The organism is Flavobacterium bizetiae (genome assembly GCF_024271895.1).
GTDB classification, from domain to species: Bacteria; Bacteroidota; Bacteroidia; order Flavobacteriales; family Flavobacteriaceae; genus Flavobacterium; species Flavobacterium bizetiae.
Genome location: NZ_CP091861.1, coordinates 538,799 through 557,206, shown reverse-complemented (window position 1 = coordinate 557,206; position 18,408 = coordinate 538,799). Strand labels below are relative to the sequence as shown.

The window sequence follows — 18,408 nt, the reverse complement described above, 5'->3', positions numbered from 1 at the left end:
GAATTACGTTTCTAACCATTCATAATTCATAATTTCAATTTACCATTAAAAAAATGAATTTACTACTCCAGACAACTCAACATAATTTACAAGGACAAATTGCAGTAACAGGATCAAAAAGCGAAACCAATCGTTTATTGTTGTTAAAAGCATTATTTCCAAATATTACATTAGCAAATACTTCCAACTCAGATGATAGTGAGGTAATGCAAAAAGCCTTAATTGGCAATGACGAAATTGTAGACATTCACCATGCAGGAACTGCAATGCGTTTTTTAACCGCATATTTTGCTGTAAATGAAGGTCGCGAAGTGGTTATGACAGGTTCAAGCAGAATGCAGGAACGTCCGATAAAAATTTTAGTTGAAGCTTTAGGACAATTGGGAGTTGAGATTTCTTATGAAAAAGAAGAAGGTTATCCGCCAATTAGAATTAAAGGAAAAAAAGTAACTGCTTCAAAAGTTACTTTGGCAGCAAATGTAAGCAGCCAGTATATTTCGGCACTTTTATTAGTGGCATCAAAATTAGAAAATGGTTTAGAGCTGACTTTAGAAGGAGAAATTACTTCAATTCCGTATATCAAAATGACTTTGGCTTTGCTTAATGATTTAGATATTCAAACTAGTTTTGAAGGAAACGTGATTAAAGTTTATCCAAAAGCTGAAGTTGAAACCAAAGAAATGGTAGTAGAATCAGATTGGAGTTCAGCATCTTACTTCTTTAGTTTGGTTGCTTTGGCCGACACAGCTTCAATTACTTTAAGCAGTTACAAAGAAAATAGTTTGCAAGGAGATTCTGAATTGGTTTCTCTTTATGAGAAATTAGGAGTTCAGACTACGTTTCAGGACAATAAAATGACTTTGGTAAAACAAGAAAATTTTAAATACGAAACAGTAGATTTTGAATTAAACAATACACCAGATATTGCACAAACTATTGTAGTAACGTGTTTAGGTTTAGGAATTGGTTGCCATTTAACAGGTCTTCATACTTTAAAAATTAAAGAAACAGACAGACTTGAGGCGCTTAGAATTGAGTTGACAAAATTAGGAGCAAACATTTCGGTTACTAATGATAGTCTGACTTTAGTAGCTTCAGAAAACATCAATCATAATGTGAAAATCGGAACTTATAACGATCACCGTATGGCAATGGCATTTGCGCCTTTGGCTTTAAAAGTCCCTATCATTATTGAAGATGCTGAAGTAGTTTCGAAATCATATCCTGATTTCTGGAATGATCTAAAAGCTTTAAACTTCCAAGTTTCAGAATTGTAGATTTTAATCATATAAGTGATATAGGTTCATTTAAACAAACATAATTTGAATAGCCTCCAGTTTTAACTGGAGGTTTTTTTATGCGCAAACTGTTCGGCTTTAGCCAAATAAAAACACCAGCAATTTTTAAAGATTCCTAATTTAAATGAACTTATATCACTTATATGGTGAAATCCCATTTTTTTATGTCACTAAAACACCACTAAATCAGCGACTTTTGAAAATAAACATCAAAACACTTGACAACGCCTATCTCACAGTCGTATATTTGCACACGATTAAAAATCAGGTCTTCAAATAATCCTGATCGAAAATCTATAACTCATAACTTTCTCAAATGAAATTATCACATTTTCAATTTAATTTACCGAAAGAACTTTTAGCAGAATTCCCGGCAGAAAACAGAGACGAATCTCGTTTAATGGTAATCGATCGTCAAAAACAAACTATAGAGCACAAAATGTTTAAAGATGTTATCAATTATTTTGATGACGGAGACGTTTTGATTCTTAACAATACTAAAGTTTTCCCTGCACGTTTGTACGGAAACAAAGAAAAAACAGGAGCAAGAATTGAAGTTTTCTTATTAAGAGAATTAAATTCTGAGCAACGTCTTTGGGACGTTTTAGTTGATCCGGCTAGAAAAATCCGTATTGGTAACAAACTTTATTTTGGTGATGACGATTCGTTAGTTGCTGAGGTAATCGACAATACAACTTCTCGTGGTAGAACTTTACGTTTCTTATACGATGGATCTTATGAAGAATTCAGAAACAAATTGACAGAACTTGGAGAAACTCCAATTCCTAAATATATCAGTAGAGAAGTAACAGCTGAAGATGCTGAAAGATACCAAACTATCTATGCAAAAGAAGAAGGAGCTGTAGCTGCGCCAACTGCAGGATTACACTTCTCAAAACACCTTTTGAAAAAATTAGAAATTAAAGGAATTAATTTTGCTGAAGTTACACTTCACGTTGGTTTAGGAACTTTTAACCCGGTTGAGGTTGAAGATTTATCTAAACACAAAATGGATTCTGAAGAATTGATCATCAAACAAGAAGCTTGTGATATTGTAAACGAAGCAAAAGCAAAGAAAAAACGTATCTGTGCTGTTGGAACAACTTCTATGCGTGCGATTGAAAGTTCAGTTTCATCACAAAATACTTTGAATCCTTACGAAGGATGGACAAATAAATTTATTTTCCCTCCTCACGATTTTAGTATTGCAAACTGTATGATTACAAATTTCCACACACCAAAATCAACATTATTAATGATGATTTCTGCTTTCTGTGGACATGATTTAATGAAAAGAGCATACGAAGAAGCTATCAAAGAAGAGTACAAATTCTATTCTTACGGAGATGCAATGTTAATTATCTAATCAGATATTTAAAATAAATATAAAACCTGTCAGCAATGGCGGGTTTTTTTATGTTTAAAAAGTTTCAGGTTTCAAGTTTGGTATTAGTTGCGAAATTTAAACGCAAAAGTTTCTTAAAGTTTTTTTACGCAGTTTGTTTTTGTTACATACAAAAACACACAAAGCTTTGCGAACTTAGCGTTTGTAAACGTTAATCGAGATAAAAATCCTTTGCTCCCGATAGCTATCGGGATTGCGGTTAAATCTCCAAAACATATCAACGCAAAACTTAAAACATGAAACAAAACAAACAAAATTTGTTATTTTAGCAGACAAAACAAAAACACAATGACTTTTCAAAATACACGCGAATTCGCACGAGAGCTTGATTCGCAAGACACATTAAATCATTATCAGGATCAGTTTCTTTTTCCTAAAGTAAATGACAAACGCGTAATCTATTTTACAGGAAACTCTTTAGGATTACAGCCAAAACGGACCAAAGCCTATATCGACGAAGTAATGAACGATTGGGCAGATCTTGCTGTAGAAGGTCATTTTTATGCCGAAAAACCTTGGTGGGATTATCAGGAAATATTTGCAGAACCTTTGAGTAAAATTGTGGGCGCTTTGCCATCAGAAGTTACGGTGATGAATACCCTGACGGTAAATCTTCATTTATTGATGGTTTCTTTTTATCAGCCAAAAGACAAGCGTTATAAAATTATCTGCGAAGAAAAAGCGTTCCCATCAGATCAATATATGTTTCAGAGTCAGGTTCATTTTCATGGATATAAAACAGAAGATGCCATAGTTGAAATCAAACGTCGTGAAGGCGAACACAATATTCGTCTTGAAGATGTTTTGGCAAAAATTGAAGAAGTTGGTGATGAGCTGGCTTTAGTTTTAATTGGTGGAGTAAATTATTATACCGGACAAGTTTTCGATATTAAAACCATTACTGAAGCCGGACAAAAAGCCGGAGCAAAAGTAGGTTGGGATTTAGCTCATGCTGCAGGAAATATCAAATTAGAACTTCATGACTGGAACGTAGATTTTGCTGCCTGGTGCAGTTATAAATACATGAATTCAGGACCGGGAAATGCTTCTGGTTGTTTCGTGCACGAAAAACATCACAATAACCCGGATCTGCCTCGTTTTGCAGGTTGGTGGGGACATAATAAAGAACGCCGTTTTAAAATGGAACCTAATTTTGATCCGGTTCACGGAGCAGATGGCTGGCAAATTAGTAATTTACCTGTACTTTCTTTAGCGCCTTATTTAGCTTCGGTAGAAATGTTTGCTGAGGTTGGAATGGATGCTTTAATAAAAAAGAGAGACCATATCACCTCATACTTAGAATTTATTTTGCATGAAATAGACAAAGAAGTAAAAGGTAATTTCGAAATTATCACACCTTCAAATCCTGAAGAAAGAGCCTCTCAATTATCGGTTTTTTTACATGGAGAAGGAAGAAGTTTATTCGATTATTTAATGAAAAACGGTGTTATTACAGATTGGCGTGAACCTAATGTTATTCGCTTGGCACCAGTTCCTTTATATTGTTCTTATGAAGATATGTACGACTTTGGGCAAATCCTGAAAAAAGGAATTTTAGAGAAGTAAAAGTATAGTAATCTTTTAAAGTAGAAAAGTTTTTTAATTAAAGTCAATCTCTACGCGTTGTTTGTCATTTCGACAAAGGAGAAATCTTCGTAAGTAACTCTGCAAAGAAAGTCAAATCTTTGTCGAGCTTCTCGCGAAGATTTCTCCTTTGTCGAAATGACATAAAATGAGAAAAACTTTACGGCTCTGCTCCCGATAGCTATCGGGATTGCGAGATTATTTTTAGGTATCGACTTAATAAAACCGCTTTAAATCCGCGTTTTGCTTTAGCAATCCGTTTCATCCGTGTCCAATTTTAGCGTAATCTTTAAATTCTGTAACCATTACTCTAAATCATGTAACTTCAGCAAAACGAATATGCTTTAATTTGTAGTGTAATAATTTAAAAACACTACAATCATGAAAGCCTTATATATTTTATTCGCCGCTTTATCAATCGTTTCTTGTCAAAATCAAGGAAAAGAAGATATTAATAAAGCCAAACAAGCTAGCATTGATTCGATGAAAGTTGAAATTAATAAACAAAGAGTTATTGATTCAATGAAGACAGAAATGGCCAACCTGAAAGAACAACAAAAAGTAGAGCAACAAAAAGTAGAATCTCAAAAAGTTGTGGTAGTACACCAACAACAAGCTGACGGAACTGCAACTACAACGACTACAAAAAAGAAAAAAGGATGGAGTGCTACTGCTAAAGGTGCCGTAATTGGTGCTGGAGTAGGTGCTGCAACCGGAGCTATTGTAAGTAAGAAAAAAGGCGAAGGTGCCATTATTGGTGGTTTAGCCGGTGCTGCTTTAGGAACCGGAACAGGTGCTGTTATCGACAGTAAAAAGAAAAAAGAATAAACCAATTTCTATATAAGTAAAAACCCCGATTTAAATTTTAAATCGGGGTTTTTTAGTTTAAGCTAATTCTAAGGTTGGTATTGTTATTTTAGATAATTCTGATTTATAAAAATCGAAATCATTTTTAATTTTATTTAAATCCTGTTTAAAGTACAAAGAGGTCGAAAGTAGATTTTGATAATATTCTATTCCTTCGATAATATTGGCTTTAAAAGTATTCCACTTTTTAACCTGAGCATTTGTAATTCCTCCTGAAATGTTTTCAATTTCATTCCTGAAATAATCTACATACATTTTCAATTCCTTTACAAATAAATTCGGCCTGTTATCGGTTCTTAGAATCGATTTATTTCCATAAATATGACCCAACATATCAGCCAATGAAACTTCTTGGTCAAAATAAGCCATATTTGGCCCAGGGCAGATCACAACTCCTTGCGCCTGGCCTTTTATTTTAATATCATTCTCTAAATACGAAGCATTGGCTAAACCAACACATAGGCAAGATTTCTCTGTGATTGCAAATTTTGCCTTTTCGAAATCTTTAGATGACATTGTTTCTTTTATGTTTTCTAATTCTTCCAGTTTATGATCCTGAAATTTTTTCGAAGCAGTGCAAATTCCGTGAGGATCGTATTCTTTGCTCAAAGCAAGGAATTTTTTCGGACAAGAACTTCCGGCTTTGTTTTGCTCAATTCTTTTTTGTTTTAAAATCTCATTTGTAGTACCTCTTAAAGTATTAAACGGAACTCCTAATGGCGAAATATGACTTAAGTATAAATCTTCTTCTTTGGCTTCTATCAATAATTCACGGGTTGCTTTATCTACAGAAGTAGCTTCTGGAACCAGTAAAAAAGGAGATCCCCAGCCAACAGAATCTACTTTGTATTTGTCTAATAAAAAATCATGTTCTTCAGCAGTTCCTACGCCACCCTGAACCGTAATTTTTAGCGGTAAAGGATTTTCTGGAGCGTAAATTTGTTTTTGCTGTAATACTTTTGTCATCAACTCATGTGCAGATTGAACAAGTTGATCTTTTTTCTCTTTAAATTCTTCTAAAATTGGTCCTAACAAAAGACCGTCAGTAGCAAACGCGTGTCCGCCACAATTCAATCCGGATTCGATTCTGTACTCAGAAACCCATAATCCTTTTTTGGCTAAGAAGTTACCCTGAATCATTGCTGACCTAAAGTCACTTACTTTTAAAATGATTTTCTTCTTAAGTTCATTATTAAGATTGGGAAAAAAATCGGGGAAATTTTCAAAATAACTAAACAATCTCGGATTCATTCCCGCAGAAAGTACAACCGATGATTCAAGATTACTATTGGCAAACCCTCTTAAAGCAGCATGAGCATCATTAAATTCAATAGGAAGTTGTTCGTTTTTTTCGAAATTATCTTTGTCCAGTTTGGTCATGATATTCACATCGATTAAACCGGGAGAAAGATGAGATTCGATATAATTTTGAATGTTTTCTTTAAAAGAAATTCCATCATTCAATAAGTTCTGAAATCCTTTTTTAATATCTGATGTGTTGGGTAACATCGCGATATAATTTTCTACAGCAGTTTTGCTTTCGATAAGTTCAGTTTTAAAATTGTCAAATTTTTCTTTTACAATTTTGTCCACTAAATTAAGGTATGAAGTAATTCTTTCGGCTCTGTAGTCGTGAAACTTTTGAGTTATTTCCTCATAAGGAAAATTGAATTTGGTGCTATAAAAATTACGCATCTTTTCAATTAAATCATCATCAGCTATCGAGACCACAGATGAAATTCCATATTGTGCCACTCGAATTGGGCTATCGATTGTATAGGCAAGCCCCATTACAGGAATATGAAAAGTGTGTAAAGGTGGTTTTGTCATTTGTTTTTAAATTAAAAATAAAAGCAAATGTTGGAAAATTTATGCTCAAAAAACCTGATAATTATCAGGTTTAAATTTTCTTATTTCATAAAACTGATCATTTTTAATCTCTATAATGATAACTTTTTTTAGGAGCTAATCCCGCTATTCGTTCCAATCTTTTGTGGCGAACACCGTCACAAAAGGATTTCCTCTTCTATCGGGGCTAGGGCAATCATTTTCATAATAAGATTTTCGTAAAGTTTGTCATTTCGATTCAAAATGAGACCCGAGCGATAGCGAATAGACGAAGTAAATCACATTCGCAATTCGACAAAGATTCATACGAATTTCAGAAATGATTAATTCGTGCTAATTCGTGAAATTCGTGGCAAAAAAAAAGATTCGTGACGAAAACACATTAAATCAAAATTTTCTTGAAAGATTCTGCAATGCTTCTCCATAAGAAATTATAAAATGACTTTTCCTGAATTCGATCGAGTTCGACATCTGCCTTTTTGCTTTCGTCGCCTGAGTCATTCTTAAGCAATAAGTTAGCGACAGCCGTTTTAAGTTTGGCTTCTTTTTCGCGATCTTTTTTCTTAAATAATTTTACTTTTAAATCTTCATAATCAAGCGTTGCATTTCCTTTGGCAGTATTGTCATTTCCGTAAAAGTTAAAATGATATTTATTAAACTTTCCTGTAAATGTAGTATTGATATAAGGTTTTGTAAAGCGCTCCATCGCCACGACATTAAAATTCGCGATCGTTCCCTGAATATGAAAACTGTCTTTGAGATCCAGAACATTAAAACTCCAATTGACATTAAGGGGAGATGCTTTCATGAAAACACAATTGACTTTGATTTTTACATCGGCCATTTTTTTGTGACCAAAACCACTTTTTAAGTTAGTGACCTGCATATTAAAACGATCGAAATTTAAAATTCCGGGACCTTTAGAGAAATCTATTTCCTCCTCATAAACCAATTTCGATTTTAGAATTTGTATCGTATCTATTTCAAGCGGAAACTTAATTTTTCGCAATAAATGATTGTACAGATATTTTTTACTCAAATCGTCTTTTGGCATTTTATTACGGTAAATATTGGCGTCAACGTGATTGGCGATAAGAGAATTTGCTTTAAAGAAAAAACGATCGTCTTTAAAACCCCAATCCATTTTTTCGATATGTGCCGAATCTAATTTGATGGTATAAATGTCTTTTTCTTTGTCTAATTTACTCACAAAAACTTTTCGGCTAAATTCAGGTAAATATGTAAAGTTTTTAATTTTTAAGAAACTTCTCTCCGTACTTATTTGCCCAATATTCATGGCATAAAAAGCACTTGGTTTATAATATAGACTATCACAAACTAATACATATTTTTTAAAATGCATCGGAATTTTTTCTTTAAGAGTAGCATCAGTAAGTAAAATACCTTCGAGTTTTAAGATGATTTTTTTAACGCTCAAAATAGGTTTGTCGGTATCTAATGAAACTACGTCTACCGTTCCGTCATTTAAATAAATATTCGAAACAGCCACAATTTTTCTAAAAGGTTCGATGATTTCGTTCTTTATACTTTTGCTGTTATTCAGAAGTTTTTCTCCTTTTTTGTATAAAATCACGCGAGGTTTATTGATGATGATACTTTCGGCCTGAATGATATCATTAAAAGCCAAATCCCAAATATTAAAATGTTTAATCGTGATCGATTCAATCTTAGAAAATAGTCCATTTTTACTATCTTTTGGTTGATTTTTAGGACTTACCAATAATGTCGTCGCATTGATATTTCGCGAAATAAGCGAAACTTCGATTTTTTCGTAGTGAATGTTGTATGCCGTTTTATTTTTCTCGTTTACAATTATGGGTAATTGTTTTTTTATCCAATAATTGAGACCAATATTGACTAAAATCACAAAAAGAAACAAAGAAATTACACCGATCGCTATTTTTTTATAGATTGACATTTATGGTATTGATTTTAAATACATAAATTTAGAGTTTTAAAAGCGATGTTTTTTACAGGATTCTATCTTAAAGTTACATCATTACCAAATCATTTTATCCTTATACTGTCTTGAATATGAGAAAAATTAAAAAAATTCTGCTGGTTTTATTCGTATTGATTGTTGTTCTTGGAATAGGTTTGTGTGCCTATATTTTTCATCTGAAACCCAAATATGAAGGTGAAGTTCAGCTGAAAAACCTTGACAAAGAAACCACGGTTTATTTTGATGATTTTGGAGTGCCTCATATTTATGCCAGTTCTGAAAAAGATGCCATGACGGCTTTAGGTTATGTTCATGCACAGGAACGTTTATGGCAAATGGAATTGCTTCGTCGTATTGCACCGGGAAGATTATCAGAAATCTTTGGATCTCTCGCGCTCAAAAATGATAAATTTTTCTCCGGAATAGGTATCGAAGAAGCTTCGGCCAAAGCCATTGCCAAATTAGATAAAAACAGTCAGAGTTATAAAATGACGTTGGCGTATCTAGACGGAATCAATCAGTATTTAGAGGAAGGAACAACGCCAATTGAGTTTACTTTGGTGGGCGTTAAAAAAGAAAAATTTACTATAAAAGACGTTTATAATATTTTTGGTTATATGTCTTTCAGTTTTGCGATGGCTCAAAAAACAGATCCTTTGCTAACCGATATTCGCAATAGATATGGTGCTGCATATTTGAAAGATTTAGGAATTGAAGGAGAATTTAATACGACACAAATTAAAAGTTCTAAAGAGAATATCGAAGAATATACTACAATTGCAAAATCAGTAGCGGCTTTGTTGGATAATTCGCCAATTCCGCCTTTTGTGGGAAGTAATAGTTGGGTGGCAGGACCAAATAAAACGAAAAACGGAAAAGTAATTTTTGCTAATGATCCGCATATTGGATTTTCGCAACCGGCAACCTGGTACGAGGCGCATTTAATTACACCAGAATTTGAATTGTATGGCTGTTATCTGGCCGGAATTCCATATCCTTTATTGGCGCACAATCGTGATTATGCGTACGGATTAACGATGTTCGAAAATGATGATATCGATTTTTATCAGGAAAAGAATAAAGTTGGAGATTCGAATCTATATCAAACTCCAACGGGTTTTGCAGCTTACGAAACCAGAAAGAAAACGATAAAAGTAAAAGATACTTCGGATGTAGTATTGACAATTAAATCAAGCCGACACGGACCAATCATGAATGATTTATTAGATCGTCTGGATAGAAAAAATCCTATTGCAATGTCGTGGATTTATACTCAACAACCGATACAAATTTTAGATGCCGTTTACGGACTATCACATGCTAAAAGTAAAGACGATTTCAGGAAAGCAGTTCAGTTAGTTGCTGCGCCGGGATTGAATGTAATGTATGGCGATGCAAAAGGAAATGTAGCCTGGTGGGCAACGGGAACGCTTTACAAACATGACAAAGGAGTGAATTCATTTTTTATTTTGGACGGAGCCAGTGGTAAAGATGATATCAAAGAATATCTTGATTTTTCTAAAAATCCTTCCGCCGAAAATCCAAAATGGGGTTATGTATATTCCGCCAATAATCAGCCGGAAGCGATTGATGGTTATTTGTATCCGGGATATTATTTACCGGAAGATCGCGCCAAAAGAATTTCAGCTTTAATGGATGCAAAGTCTGATTGGGACAAAGAAGCCATGAGTAAAATGATTTTTGATAATACTTCACCAGTTTCGCCGGGAGTTGTTCAGAGTTTAATTTCGAATGTAAATACGGCTTCGCTTTCAGCAAAAGAAAAAGAAGTAATTGCCGCTTTGAAATCATGGAAAGGCACAAATAATCTTGAAGATGTTGCCCCAACGATTTACAATAAATGGATTTATTTATATCTTAAGAATACTTTTGAAGATGAAATGGGAGAGGATAATTTTAATTTATTCCTTGGATTATCTTTAGGGAAGCAAGTTATAGCCAGACAAATTGAAAATGAAAATTCGGTTTGGTGGGATAATATCAAAACCAAAAATGTAAAAGAAACCAGAAAAGATATTGTTTCAAAATCATTTCAAGAATCTGTCAAAGCACTTCAGGAACAATTGGGCGATCAGGTTGCCGATTGGACTTGGGGGAAAGTGCATACCGTAGAACACGAACATCCATTAGGGAAAATTGCTGCTTTGCGTAAACTTTTTAATGTGGGGCCTTTTGCGGCTCCTGGATCAAACGAAGTAATAAACAATCAATTCTTCGGACTTACGAATGAAGGGAAGTATTACACAAAAGGCGGGCCATCAACCCGAAGAGTAGTTGATTTCTCAGATATCGAAAATAGCTGGAGTATCTTGCCAACCGGACAATCCGGAAATCCGTTTAGTAAACATTACGACGATCAGGCAGAAATGTACAATGCAGGTGAATTCAGAAAAATGAAATTGAATAAAGACGAGATTATAAAAACGTCGACTAAATTGGTTTTTAAACCAGCGAAGAAGTAGTTTTTTGTGGTTTTTGGTTTGTGTTTTTTACCGCAAAGTGCGCGAAGTTTTTTTCGCAAAGATTCGCAAAGGTTTTAATCTTTTATGGCTTTGCCATGAAGATCGCAAAGCTATAGGTAAAAAAATCTACCGTTATTTGATCTTTGTCAAAGTTTTAAACTTTGACAAAGATTTGAGCGCAAAGAGCTTGCTGAAAAAACCTTAGAATCTTAGCAACTTAGAACCTCAGAGCCTAAAAGAAACCTTTGTTCCTTTGAACCTAAAAAGCCTTTGAACCTCTATTTATATTTCCCTCTAACAATATCATTTGCAAAAATCTCCAGATTATAGCCCAGAGCATCATTGGCAATCATAACATTTGAGGTTTGGTAAGCGGTATCTTGTTTGTAGGTTTTCAGTAATGTTTCTAATTCTATTTCGTTATAAAACGCGAACATATTATAAACGGCATCCCTGAAGTTTTTATAATTGATCGTTTCGCTGATTTCGACAGTTTTCTGGTCGTTCCATTTTTCTTTAAGGGCAGCTTCGTTTATGGTTTCTAAGCAAAAATCAATAACATAGTTTTTGTAATGTGCGGCTTCAACAATTTTATCAATTATAATTTTGTTTTGCTGAGTGGGCATTGGAACTGTTTTAGCAGCTGTTTGAGAATTACCAATGATTGGAATAAACAGGCATAGTAATGATACTAAAAGTTGCATCTTTAATTTTTTCATAGGTTAAATAAATAATGGTTACAGCTTGTAAAAGCTGTAAATCAGGTTGATTTGGGTTTTTGAAATTGTTTTTTCGGGCAGCGCTAAAATAGTTTTTTTATGCTAAATATCGAATCGGAAATACACTTTTAAAATAAAAAAACTCTAATAATTTTGGCTTAAAACCAGAATTATTAGAGTTGGTAAGAGAAAGATTACCGCTATTGAGGGTTCGTCTTTTTTGAGTATTATTTTTTCAAAAGTCCTTCTAATGCTTTTTTGCCATCTTCATTTTTCGGATCAAGTTCTATAGATTTTTGATAGTTTGCAATGGCGAGTTTTTTGTTTCCGTCTTTTAGGTAAGCTTCGCCCAAACTATCATAAGCATTCCCTGATTTTGGATACGTTTCGGCATTTATTCTGAAAACTTCAATGGCTTCTTTTGTTTTTCCGTTTTGAAGTAATTCGTATCCAACCCGATTCATTTCTCCTTCTGCAATAGCATAAACAGGATCGTTCTTAAGTTTGTTATATGTATTTAATCCGCTCGTAACTCCTTGATCTGAGAATGCATCCAATAATTCAAATGCTAACGACATTTTAGGCGCTTTAAAAGACTGATTGTATAATATTGCACGAATAGACTGGCTGATTTCATTTAGTACCGTTCCGCCCGTATTATTTAGTAAAACGATTAGGTTTTTATCTCCAGGAATTCGGTAAATTATAGTATTAAAACCATTTATTCCGCCTCCGTGTTCTATCACTTCTACTTTGCCTGCTGCTCCGTCAGCTTCTTCAATAAACCATCCGTAACCATAAGATCCTTTTCCGGCTTTGATATACGGAGTAAATAAAGATTCCATAGATTTTGACGAAAGCAATTTATTGGTATAAAGTGCCTGATCCCATAAATACAAATCTTCTACAGTCGAATATAAAGAACCCGCAGCATACGGAATGCTCATATCGAGATAAGGAGCATTTCTGATTTTTTTACCTCTTTTTTCGTAACCTGCTGCTCTGTTTTTTAGAATCACTTCGCCATGGTCGTAACCTGAGTTCACCATCTTTAGCGGATCAAGAATAGTTTCCTGTAAATATTGTTCATATGATTTTCCTGAAACTTTTTCGATAATATACCCCAGTAAAAAATATCCTGAATTACTGTAATTGAATTTCTCACCAGGCGTAAATTCAAGAGGTAAACTCGAGAATGTTTTTACGAATTCTTCAGGAGTATAAGGATTTCTGCTTTGGTCTTTAAAGAAATTAGGAAGCGAAGTATAATTTGGAATACCCGAAGTATGTGTAAGCAAATGATGAATGGTTATTTTGTCGCCTGTCGCTTTTGGGTAATCGGGCAAATAAGTAGTAATAGGAACGTCTAATTTTAATTTGCCTTCTTCGGCTAATTTTACAATCAGGAAAGCGGTAAATTGTTTGCTGATAGATCCTAATCTAAATTTGGTGTCCGTCTGATTCGGAATGTTCCATTCCATATTGGCAGAACCGAAACCTTTTTTTAGAATTACTTTTCCGTTTTCAGCCACAAGAGCAGCGCCGTTAAATTGACCGTATTGATCGTACTTGCCAATAAGTTCGTCAATTTGTTTTGCTTTGTCTTGTGCAAAAGAAACATTGAAAGCGAAAAACAGAAGCAATGTACTAAGAACAATTAGTTTGATTGATTTTTTCATAATGATGGATGAGTTAATTATGGTTAATGATCGATTTTGATTGATGATTGAAACTTTAATAATCACAGAGGATTACGATGACGTCTTTTGGTTAGACGACTGTTTTTGAATTAGGTTTCAGTATAAATCAAAATTTTCCATTTTTTCCAGAAATATGAAAATCAGAGCACAGACCAAAAATTACTTCTTTATAGGTCTATGCTCATAACTAACAATTCTTTTTAATTTCCAATCCTTGTCTTTTCGTTCCCAGATATGAACAAATTTTCCGGTTCCTTCGGGTTTTCCATCCACATAAAAAGTATGATCGCCTATTTGTACAGCACCAAAATCACCTAATTTGTCAATGATACAAGAATTTAATTTTCGGGTTAGTTTTTCAGGTCGGCTGCATTTTGCATCTAATGATTTTATTTCATTTTCTTTTGAAACATTCAAACCAAAACGGTCGTCATAAAACTCGACATCATCGGCTATTATTTTTTTAAACTGCGAGGCATCACATTGGTTAAAAGCAACATCAAAAAGTAAACTATCCATTTTAAGAATTTCATTTCTGAGAACATCAGTCTTTAAAACTTCGCTATTAGTCTGGGCTACGGCTTGTTTGCTTAGAAAAAGAATAAAAAGCATTATTACATTTACCATGGGATTGATCGTTGTGTCTTTATTAGTTGCCATTTTACTTCGTTTCAATTTCAATTATTTTCTTTCCTTTCTCTCCCAAATAATGGTTTACTATCTTTTCGTAGATTTTGTAACCATCGTCAACATTAGTAAAAATAATCAGCCCTTGTTTTGTTTTTGGTAATAGTAAAACAATGGTTTGAACGCCTTGATCTGCTCCGCCATGTGATAGCGCATAATTGTCGTTTCCTAAATCGTATATTTCGAAACCAAGTCCGAAATATTTATTTTTCTTCGTCTCAACCTGATGCGAAATCATATCATCAAATACTTTTTTACTTAAGCCATCGCTGTTCATCACGCTGCATAAAAATGTTCCGTAATCTTGCACTGTTGTTAATAAATCATCGGCAGCATTTGCGGTTTTATTTTTAGTAGGTTCGTAAGCATTTCCTTTGTTGTCATACCCAATTGCTAATCTTGAAACATCGGTAATATCATTCCAGACAAATTTCGTATCCGTCATTTTTAGCGGTTTAAAAATTAATTCATCGGCTAATTGTGGTAATGTTTTGTTGAATTTCTTTTCCAGCGCTTTTCTCAAATACTCAAGCCCTTCTCCTGAGTATTGATATTTTGTTCCCGGTTTAAATTTAAAATCAAGTTTCCCGGATTCGTTCATAAATCTCCAGTTCGGGAAACCGGTTTGATGACTTAAAATAATTCTTGCCGTTAAAAGTTTAGTATTAGCATCTTTTGCAATATCCGGATCTGTCCAGTATTTGTATAATGGTTCATCTAAATTCAGTTTTCCTGCACTTGCCAGTTTCAAAGCTACCATTGCTGTTACAGGTTTGGTTAACGAAGCAACATTCCAAATGGTATTGTAAGGCGCTGTAACTCCTTTTTTAAGTTCGCCAAATACTTTTATTTGCTGCAATTTTCCGTTATTGATAATGCCAAGTCCAAGAGCTGGAATGTTATTTTGCTTTAACCATTTTTCAATTTCAGAATCATTATCAAAAATACTTGATTTCGTTCCTGCGGTATTTGTCTCCTGATGATCGTAACTAAAGGATCGTCTTAGTTTCCAGATTCCGTTTTCTAAAATCCAGACATGAGTAAATCTTGCCGTGCTGCCAAATTTGTCTTTTCCTTCCGGGGTAGATTCAAAAAACTGATGAATTCCAATTTGCAACGCGCCATATAAAGCGCCATTTTTAGACAACGGATAAATTTCGGTGCTGCCTTGTACTAAATCTCTTCGGGCTTGATACGTTTTGGTTGAACCGCATAAACCTTTTCTAATGTTTTTAAGAAATAAGGTTCTGTCTTGAATACTGTCTTTGTCATGATAGAATTCGAAATTGTTGCTTAGTAAATTTTCGAATTGTGATACATCGCAGGTATTAAATCCGATGTTAAACAAAAGACTGTCTTTTGACATAATGGCTTTGTACAGTTTAGAGTTTTTTTCTTCCTGAGAAAATCCAATATGGAATTGGAGCAGTAGTATTCCAACTAAAAATGTTTTTAACTGGAAAAATGATTTGTTGATTTTCATTTTTGATTAATTTGATTGATTGATGATTTTGCAATAGTACTGCAAATAGTAACGACAAAATTGTACAAATGCGAATATTATCTTTTTTTAGAAAGAAAATAAGAATCAGAATTGAACATTTTTGGAGTGGTCTTCGTCACATCTTTAAACTTTTTTATAAAATGCGACTGGTCAAAATATTTATTGTAAAGCGCAACATCCGTTAGTTTTAATTTCTCTAAATCAGAGTGTACCATTTGATCTACAGATTTTCTGAATTTTAGAATCTGAATATAATTTTTGATTGTAAGTCCGGTTGCAATTTTAAATTTAATTTGAAGCGATCTTTGCGAAGAATTCAATGTTTTTCCAATTTCCGAAACCGTGATTTCTTCGTTGTGAAGTTTAATGAGTTCGCAGATTTTTTCGACTACTGTTTTAGTGGGATTTGAAGCATTTAAATCTTCAAAATAAGAATTAATAGTGTTTAATAATTTCGAAATATCGCTATTTAAACCAACTTCGATTTTGTTTTGAAAAGGCAATTCGGCTGCATCAATTTTGATAATAGCATCTGAAAAATTATTCAAATCATATTTTGGAAAAAACGAAAGTGTCCAGCTATGCAATTGAATAATGGTAACTTTAGTTTTAGGCTGAATATTAACCAAAACTTTATTGGTCATTTGCGAACAAAAGTAAAAACCTTCATTCATTGTGTATTTATTTTTGCTTGTATGAACTTCTATGGCATTTCCGCTTACAATTGCCAGATTAAAACAACCATTGGGTAAAACAAGTTTATTTTCGATAAGGCTTTCGCCGATGCTGTTATCGAGACACCAAATTTTATTGACGAACCTTTCAGTTTTCTGACTTACGTAATGTTCGGAGTAGAGGTTCATTTTGAGTATAGAGTTTGCTTATTAAGCCTTTATTGTAGTTAAAATAGTTTTGCTTCTCGGGTTAATTTCGTTTTGTCTAAATCAAATTGATTACTAAACCAATCAATTAATACATTTTCTATTTCGTTTTTATTAAAAGTGTTTTGGTTTCTTCTTGATTCGAGGTAATTCTCTCTTGTCATTTTTTCAACTATTTGTCTGATAGTTTTTAGACTTAACTCAGTTCCATTCTCGTGTGAGATTTTAAATCCGGTTATGGAAATCAAGATACCTAACAATCCGATTGGCAAAATAAAAAAAAGAGCAACAAAAGATATGGTGAATAAAGCAGAAAAGATTATAGATAAACAATGGTGAGGGCGTAAAATATTTAGTTTAAAACCCAAATAAGTTTCTAGTTTTTTAATATCTGTAATTCTTGTTTTGCGTGGGAAAAGATCAGCAAGTGACTGATTTAAGGTTATGGTTCTTTTTTCAACATTTAAAATAATTGCAATTGCTTCACGAAGTTTATAAAAGGCTTGTTGATTAGTACAATTATTGCAATTTTCAAGTTCTATTTTATTTGTAATATAATCGCAAAGTTGGCCAAATTTTGTAATATGAATTAATTCATTATTCAAAAAGTGAACCTTAAAGGATTTCTCAATTTCTTCAAGAAAACATTCGATTTCTTCTATGTCAATATTTGATAATTCACAATCTTTCATAAGATTAACGGTTTTCTTTTACCCAACGAAAATACAAATTAAATTTAGTATTAATGGTAGATTTCTTTTTACTGCTACAATAGTTTTATTTTATAGGTATTCTTTAAAGTGTTTGTTTTTAGTATTTCCCCATTCCTCCAAAATCACACTATAATAAACGTCATCTTTACTATTTCCTTCAGAGTCTACATAGTTATTTCTAAAAATGCCTTCTTTTATTGCGCCTAATTTTTCAATCGCGCGTTGTGATTTTTTATTTTCAAGATCGGCGCTAAATTGTATTCTTTTAAATTGAATGTTTTCGAAACCAAAATTTAATAATTCATATTTACACGCTTTATTTAAACCAGTTCCCTGAAATTCCTTTCCGTACCAAGTCCAGCCAATTTCGCATTTCTGGCTAGCGTGATTTAGATATCCGTAACGGGTACTTCCTGCAATTTTGTTTGTGGCTTTGTCTATTATTAAAAACGGATAACAAATTCCGTCTGCTTTTTGTTTTAAGGTGCTTTTGATATAATTTTCGAAATCGGCATCATTTCTAACGTACATTCCCATGTATTTCCAGATTTCGTCGTCGAAGATTATTTCTTTGAGTTCGATGTTTCTTTCGTTTTCAAATGGAAGTAATAATACTTTTTCGTTTTCAAGAATGATATCAGATTGTAATAGTTCGCTTTTCATGGTATTTATTTAAGTGAGTTTTTTGCAAAACATATGATGAAAATTTTAGTAGAATTTTGTCAATCCTGACGAAGGAAGGATCGCACAAGAAAC

At 33.3% G+C, this 18,408-nt stretch carries 14 protein-coding genes; 5 read left to right on the top strand and 9 right to left on the bottom strand.

The window, feature by feature from the left end; translation table 11 throughout:
• Positions 1-53 precede the first annotated feature (53 nt).
• The 4 genes from aroA (at position 54) to L0669_RS02625 (ending at position 5,115) form a co-directional block, all read left to right on the top strand.
• A complete protein-coding gene (aroA, locus tag L0669_RS02640; RefSeq protein WP_263761108.1) occupies positions 54-1,277 on the top strand; it encodes a 3-phosphoshikimate 1-carboxyvinyltransferase in 1,224 nt (407 codons plus the stop codon).
• A gap of 337 nt (positions 1,278-1,614) precedes the next feature.
• Complete coding sequence (gene queA, locus L0669_RS02635; protein WP_173971439.1) at positions 1,615-2,664, top strand: tRNA preQ1(34) S-adenosylmethionine ribosyltransferase-isomerase QueA; 1,050 nt, start codon at positions 1,615-1,617, stop codon at positions 2,662-2,664.
• Positions 2,665-2,991: 327 nt separating this feature from the next.
• Complete coding sequence (gene kynU / locus L0669_RS02630; RefSeq protein ID WP_263761105.1) at positions 2,992-4,269, top strand: kynureninase; 1,278 nt, start codon at positions 2,992-2,994, stop codon at positions 4,267-4,269.
• 399 nt (positions 4,270-4,668) lie between these two features.
• Positions 4,669-5,115 (top strand): YMGG-like glycine zipper-containing protein, encoded by a 447-nt coding sequence (locus L0669_RS02625; RefSeq protein ID WP_173971441.1) that lies wholly within the window; start codon positions 4,669-4,671, stop codon positions 5,113-5,115.
• Positions 5,116-5,172: 57 nt separating this feature from the next.
• Here the strand turns inward: L0669_RS02625 and L0669_RS02620 are convergent, their stop codons facing one another.
• Complete coding sequence (locus tag L0669_RS02620) at positions 5,173-6,984, bottom strand: hypothetical protein (protein WP_263761102.1); 1,812 nt, start codon at positions 6,982-6,984, stop codon at positions 5,173-5,175.
• Positions 6,985-7,384: 400 nt separating this feature from the next.
• Positions 7,385-8,941: a hypothetical protein gene (locus L0669_RS02615; RefSeq protein WP_263761100.1), complete on the bottom strand. Its 1,557-nt coding sequence runs from the start codon at positions 8,939-8,941 to the stop codon at positions 7,385-7,387.
• A gap of 116 nt (positions 8,942-9,057) precedes the next feature.
• Here L0669_RS02615 and L0669_RS02610 point away from each other — a divergent pair, with 116 nt between their 5' ends.
• Positions 9,058-11,448 (top strand): penicillin acylase family protein, encoded by a 2,391-nt coding sequence (locus L0669_RS02610; protein WP_263761098.1) that lies wholly within the window; start codon positions 9,058-9,060, stop codon positions 11,446-11,448.
• 278 nt (positions 11,449-11,726) lie between these two features.
• Here L0669_RS02610 and L0669_RS02605 read toward each other — a convergent pair whose 3' ends face one another.
• The 7 genes from L0669_RS02605 to L0669_RS02575 all read right to left on the bottom strand — a co-directional run bounded on the left by L0669_RS02605 (position 11,727) and on the right by L0669_RS02575 (position 18,315).
• Entirely contained in the window at positions 11,727-12,167 is a 441-nt protein-coding gene (locus L0669_RS02605; RefSeq protein WP_263761096.1) for a hypothetical protein, read from the bottom strand.
• A gap of 227 nt (positions 12,168-12,394) precedes the next feature.
• On the bottom strand, positions 12,395-13,846 hold the full coding sequence (locus L0669_RS02600; protein WP_263761094.1) for a serine hydrolase: 1,452 nt from the start codon (positions 13,844-13,846) through the stop codon (positions 12,395-12,397).
• 180 nt (positions 13,847-14,026) lie between these two features.
• Positions 14,027-14,527 carry a nuclear transport factor 2 family protein gene (locus L0669_RS02595; RefSeq protein ID WP_263761092.1) on the bottom strand — a complete coding sequence of 167 codons (501 nt, stop codon included), beginning with the start codon at positions 14,525-14,527 and terminating at the stop codon, positions 14,027-14,029.
• 1 nt (position 14,528) lies between these two features.
• Complete coding sequence (locus tag L0669_RS02590) at positions 14,529-16,037, bottom strand: serine hydrolase domain-containing protein (RefSeq protein ID WP_263761089.1); 1,509 nt, start codon at positions 16,035-16,037, stop codon at positions 14,529-14,531.
• A 77-nt stretch (positions 16,038-16,114) separates the two neighbouring features.
• Positions 16,115-16,921 carry a helix-turn-helix domain-containing protein gene (locus tag L0669_RS02585; RefSeq protein WP_263761087.1) on the bottom strand — a complete coding sequence of 269 codons (807 nt, stop codon included), beginning with the start codon at positions 16,919-16,921 and terminating at the stop codon, positions 16,115-16,117.
• Between the two features lie 38 nt (positions 16,922-16,959).
• The gene (locus tag L0669_RS02580) at positions 16,960-17,631 is read right to left on the bottom strand and encodes a hypothetical protein (RefSeq protein WP_263761085.1); all 672 of its coding nucleotides are present in this window, start codon (positions 17,629-17,631) and stop codon (positions 16,960-16,962) included.
• 90 nt (positions 17,632-17,721) lie between these two features.
• Positions 17,722-18,315: a GNAT family N-acetyltransferase gene (locus L0669_RS02575; protein WP_263761082.1), complete on the bottom strand. Its 594-nt coding sequence runs from the start codon at positions 18,313-18,315 to the stop codon at positions 17,722-17,724.
• Between the last annotated feature and the right edge of the window lie 93 nt (positions 18,316-18,408).

Excerpts from the sequence above, each read along its gene's own strand:
- kynU (WP_263761105.1), top strand. The coding sequence starts at position 2,992 with ATGACTTTTCAAAATACACGCGAATTCGCACGAGAGCTTGATTCGCAA.
- L0669_RS02580 (WP_263761085.1), bottom strand. The coding sequence starts at position 17,631 with ATGAAAGATTGTGAATTATCAAATATTGACATAGAAGAAATCGAATGT.
- L0669_RS02620 (WP_263761102.1), bottom strand. The coding sequence starts at position 6,984 with ATGACAAAACCACCTTTACACACTTTTCATATTCCTGTAATGGGGCTT.
- L0669_RS02590 (WP_263761089.1), bottom strand. The coding sequence starts at position 16,037 with ATGAAAATCAACAAATCATTTTTCCAGTTAAAAACATTTTTAGTTGGA.
- aroA (WP_263761108.1), top strand. The coding sequence starts at position 54 with ATGAATTTACTACTCCAGACAACTCAACATAATTTACAAGGACAAATT.
- L0669_RS02615 (WP_263761100.1), bottom strand. The coding sequence starts at position 8,941 with ATGTCAATCTATAAAAAAATAGCGATCGGTGTAATTTCTTTGTTTCTT.
- L0669_RS02595 (WP_263761092.1), bottom strand. The coding sequence starts at position 14,527 with ATGGCAACTAATAAAGACACAACGATCAATCCCATGGTAAATGTAATA.
- L0669_RS02600 (WP_263761094.1), bottom strand. The coding sequence starts at position 13,846 with ATGAAAAAATCAATCAAACTAATTGTTCTTAGTACATTGCTTCTGTTT.
- queA (WP_173971439.1), top strand. The coding sequence starts at position 1,615 with ATGAAATTATCACATTTTCAATTTAATTTACCGAAAGAACTTTTAGCA.
- L0669_RS02610 (WP_263761098.1), top strand. The coding sequence starts at position 9,058 with ATGAGAAAAATTAAAAAAATTCTGCTGGTTTTATTCGTATTGATTGTT.
- L0669_RS02605 (WP_263761096.1), bottom strand. The coding sequence starts at position 12,167 with ATGAAAAAATTAAAGATGCAACTTTTAGTATCATTACTATGCCTGTTT.
- L0669_RS02625 (WP_173971441.1), top strand. The coding sequence starts at position 4,669 with ATGAAAGCCTTATATATTTTATTCGCCGCTTTATCAATCGTTTCTTGT.
- L0669_RS02585 (WP_263761087.1), bottom strand. The coding sequence starts at position 16,921 with ATGAACCTCTACTCCGAACATTACGTAAGTCAGAAAACTGAAAGGTTC.
- L0669_RS02575 (WP_263761082.1), bottom strand. The coding sequence starts at position 18,315 with ATGAAAAGCGAACTATTACAATCTGATATCATTCTTGAAAACGAAAAA.